This is a genomic window from Kitasatospora sp. NPDC050463 (assembly GCF_040655255.1).
Lineage (GTDB): Bacteria > Actinomycetota > Actinomycetes > Streptomycetales > Streptomycetaceae > Kitasatospora.
The window spans coordinates 1-3,687 of the sequence record NZ_JBFAJO010000189.1 but is presented as its reverse complement, the minus strand read 5'-3'; the positions used below and the strand labels follow the sequence as shown (position 1 = coordinate 3,687).

Sequence of the window (3,687 nt, the reverse complement as noted above, 5' to 3'; positions counted from 1 at the left end):
CACCCATCGAGTTCGAACAGCGGCACCACGCCCCGGCTAAACTCTCCCTCGCGGCATGAAACCCCTGTGTCCACACTCCAGGGGACACCTCAGTCTTGTACCGCTCGCCGGAGGACAGCGCCAACAGCCGGGCGTCCGTGTCATAGGTGGTCAGCCCCAGCGTGACACCCTGCCCCAAGCCGGTATTGGCACTGCTGAGCGGCGAGTAACCCAGGACCAACGGCAACGACGGCCCGAGGTTTCGATTGCCGACCAGATTCCCCAACACGACCTGGACATTGAACAATCCCGTACGGGGATCCACGCCCCCCGTCACCGCACTCGCGAAGTTCCCGGCCTGCGTGAAGAACGACGGTGTTGAACTCATACTGGGCCCCCGATAGAGACAGACAGCAGGAGAAATCGACCGTGCCGAAATGCGGTTTCCCGCGCCCGCTCCCCACAGGCACGCATCCACAGGACACCACAGACGGGCTCCGCATACGACCCGAGCGGCTCTCACCAGAGTGCCGCACCGTCGTCCTCCGCGTCGCTGGAACGCGCGGATTGGCTGGTTCCGGTAGCCCGGCGAGGGCCCGGCCATTCTGGTTCCGGCCAGAACGATCAAGGGATTCAGCCGAGCCTGACCGCCGGCACCAGGGCCGTTGCGGTCGGGGCCGGGTCACGTCGGTGCGTCGTACACATCGAGCCGCGAGCCACCACTCCTCGGTCAGAAGTTCACCCCGGGACCACCGATGGGGAAGCGCCGACCACGACCGGCACAACCTTGCCACCGTCCTGGCCCAGTCCGGCCTGCCGGAGCCCGCCCCCGGGTCTCCCGGGCGAATACCGCTTGCCGTTTCCCGCTTTTCGAGGTCCTCCCACCCAGGCAGTAACCTCGGCCGGACACCTGCACGGCCGCCGTCCTCTGGCACCCAGAACACCTTCCAGCCTGCCAACGAGCACCCCTTCGGATCGCCTTCAACAGGCACATCAATAGGGAACTCAAGTTCGACGACGAGTACGTGCCTCGGCCCTGCGTTGTTCACCCGACTGAGGCCGTTGAGTACCCGAGCCCGCGGCCTCCCCCGCGTCGGCGGCCCGGTGCAGCGCCGCGAGCTCGGCCGTGCGCTGCGCCTGGTCCTCACCGTCATGGGCTTCGGTCTCGTCGTCGGTGGGGGAGTGCAGCGGCAGCGCGGACAGCGGAGGTCGGGTAGCGGGGTCACGTTGCCGTGACCCCGCCCCCTCAGAACCGGGCGAGCGGCTGTTCACCGCACCCGGCTCAAGCGGGCCTTCGGCCGCTCGTGTCACGGTGTCTTCTCCGGTCTCCAGCGTGGAGCTGCTGGTGGCATTGCGTGTGGATGACTTCGAGGTTGGTCGGGTGGTCGCCTCCACCGTTGCTGCGGTACTGAAGGTGATGGGCGTTGATTCCCCGCAGCGATGCGGTGAACCACTTCGCCCAGTCGCTCACCTCGTCGGGGTCGTACCCAGCTCCTTCGATCAGGTCGGTACCGCACCTCGGGCACAGACCCTTCTGACGCACTGCGAGCCACCAGATCCGTTTTGACTCCAGGCTCTGTAGTCCCGCAATGCGCTTCCGGGCCCTCTTGGCCCAGTATTCGGCCAGCTCTGCGTCATCTTTCGACGCATCACCCCGGACGATCCTGTGATACTCGATGGTCGTCCAGGCGAAAAGGCGGAGACACTTCTCCGGAGATCCGAAGACCCATCTGTACCTCGGTTTCTCCTTATTGAAGGGTCCCCAGTACCTCTTCGCAATCCATCCGTCCGGCTTGCTCGGGTGGCGCCTTCGCGCCCACGTTCGCAATTCCTGGTAGGTGTAGGCGTCTAGCTGGCTGAATGCCTTGCCTGAGTTCGCGGAGCGGTAGTAGGCAGCCCAGCCTCTGGTGTACGGCGACAGTGCTGTAACCAGTAGCTCCGGGGATGATCCCCGGTGCTTGCGGATGGTCTCCTTGATCCGTTTTCGCGCCCGCGACAGTGCTTCCTTGCTTGGTTGGATGACCGTCCTGTGTCCGTGCCGTCTGATGTTGAACCCGAGGAAGTCGATTCCTTCCGTGAGGTGGGCGATTCTCGTCTTGTCCTCGTTGAAGGAGACCCCTCGTGGTTCAAACCAGTCCGTCAATTGCCGGACACACCACTCGGCCTTTTCTGCCGAGACGGTCAGGATGACGAAGTCATCGGCATACCTCGCAAGGGTGGTGTCGGCGTGTTTCCACTCCCCGTGGGGGCGGTTTGCGCCGATCACCTTTTCCATCCCGTGCAGGGCAACATTCAGTAGCAACGGGCTGATAACCCCTCCCTGAGGAGTGCCCTCCCTTGTGCTGCTGTAAGTCCCCTGCTCGATCACCCCTGCTCTCAACCATCCAAGGATCTGTCTGCGGGCTGGAAACAGCCCGATTGAGTCCATGATGTGCTGATGGCTGATCCGGTCGAACGCCTTCGACAGGTCCGCGTCGACGGCGTACAGCCGCTTGGCGCTGGCACGAGGCGGAACAGCCTTGTACAGCAGGGTGACGGCGTCATGGGCTGACCGGCCGGGGCGAAAGCCGTAGCTTCCCGACTCGAACCGTGCCTCCCACTCCGGCTCCAGGGCGTTCTTCACCCTGGCCTGATCCGCACGATCCCTTAACACAGGGATGCCGAGCGGCCTGGTTTTGCCTTTCGCCTTCGGGATGTTCACACGCCTTACTGGCTTCGCTGGGATGCTCGGGTCGGCAAGGATCTGCTTCGCGAGCTGCCCGCGCTTCTCAGGGGTAAGCGCAACTTCCCCGTCGATGCCAGCGGTCTTCCTTCCGGTGCTTTTCTGCGCGACCCGTTTTACACTGGTCAGAGTGTTTGCGCGGGAGCGCAGCATCAGCCTTTGCAGGTTGCGCACCTGCTTCAGATCACCGTTCCTTGCGGCCCTGTAGATCCTCTGTCGCAGTCGCTTTACATCATTCTCTGCCGAACGCCAGTCGATGCTCGCCCAGAATTCTGCGTCACCCATGTCGGCGCGGAGGATGTCCACGGGTCCGTTCGTTGGGTGAATGCCGACGGATCTCCCCGTCATCAGTTCCCCTCCGTCCAACTTGCGCCGTGGTCCAAGCTGCCTGCCACACTTCACTACACATGGCCTACCTGACGCACGTCAGCGTCCTTTCGAACCCACCCACATGGGGTGGTATCTGCCGAGTTGTTTCCGGGTGGGGTGAGTCCCGTGAAGTCCCGGCGCTTCCTCTTGGCTTTCGCCTGGCAGCATTTGCTTCTTGCGTCATCCTGTCCCGCACGGGATTTCCTCCTTTGTTGCCTCCGGACTACCAGGTGACTAGTCCTGGACCCGTACGGGGTTTCCACGTTCCACAGCCCGTAGTTACGACCGGGGTGGGCCCCTCCTCTGAACCGACCCCTACGGAGACCTTCGAGAGCCGTGTCCTCATAGGCTCCCTCGTATTGCCGACTTTCAATGGCATGGGGGTTGACCGCCCGATTGCTTACCAGCGGCGGCTGCATGTTACGGCCCTTTACTACAGAGGTTCATTTGCATTGGCCCGTCCGGTCTTCCCCTTCGCCTGTACTGAACTTGATTGCGTGATGTCGGCTGTTGCTGAGCTCGGCCGTCCATGATCAGTCCGGTCTCGGTGAGGCAGGCGTCGATCAGATGGGCTCGGTACTGGATCTTCTTGAGCTTGCGCTTGACGGTCCTGGTGA

The 3,687-nt window shown here is 63.1% G+C and carries 2 protein-coding genes; both read right to left on the bottom strand.

The genetic code is table 11. The annotated features are described in order from the left end of the window. Nucleotides 1-367: hypothetical protein (locus AB0J08_RS41210; RefSeq protein ID WP_360645220.1), on the bottom strand; the 367-nt coding region annotated here is incomplete at its 3' end. Between the two features lie 894 nt (nt 368-1,261). Continuing rightward, nucleotides 1,262-3,007 (bottom strand): group II intron reverse transcriptase/maturase, encoded by a 1,746-nt coding sequence (gene ltrA, locus AB0J08_RS41205; RefSeq protein WP_360645217.1) that lies wholly within the window; start codon nt 3,005-3,007, stop codon nt 1,262-1,264. Nucleotides 3,008-3,687: the final 680 nt, after the last annotated feature.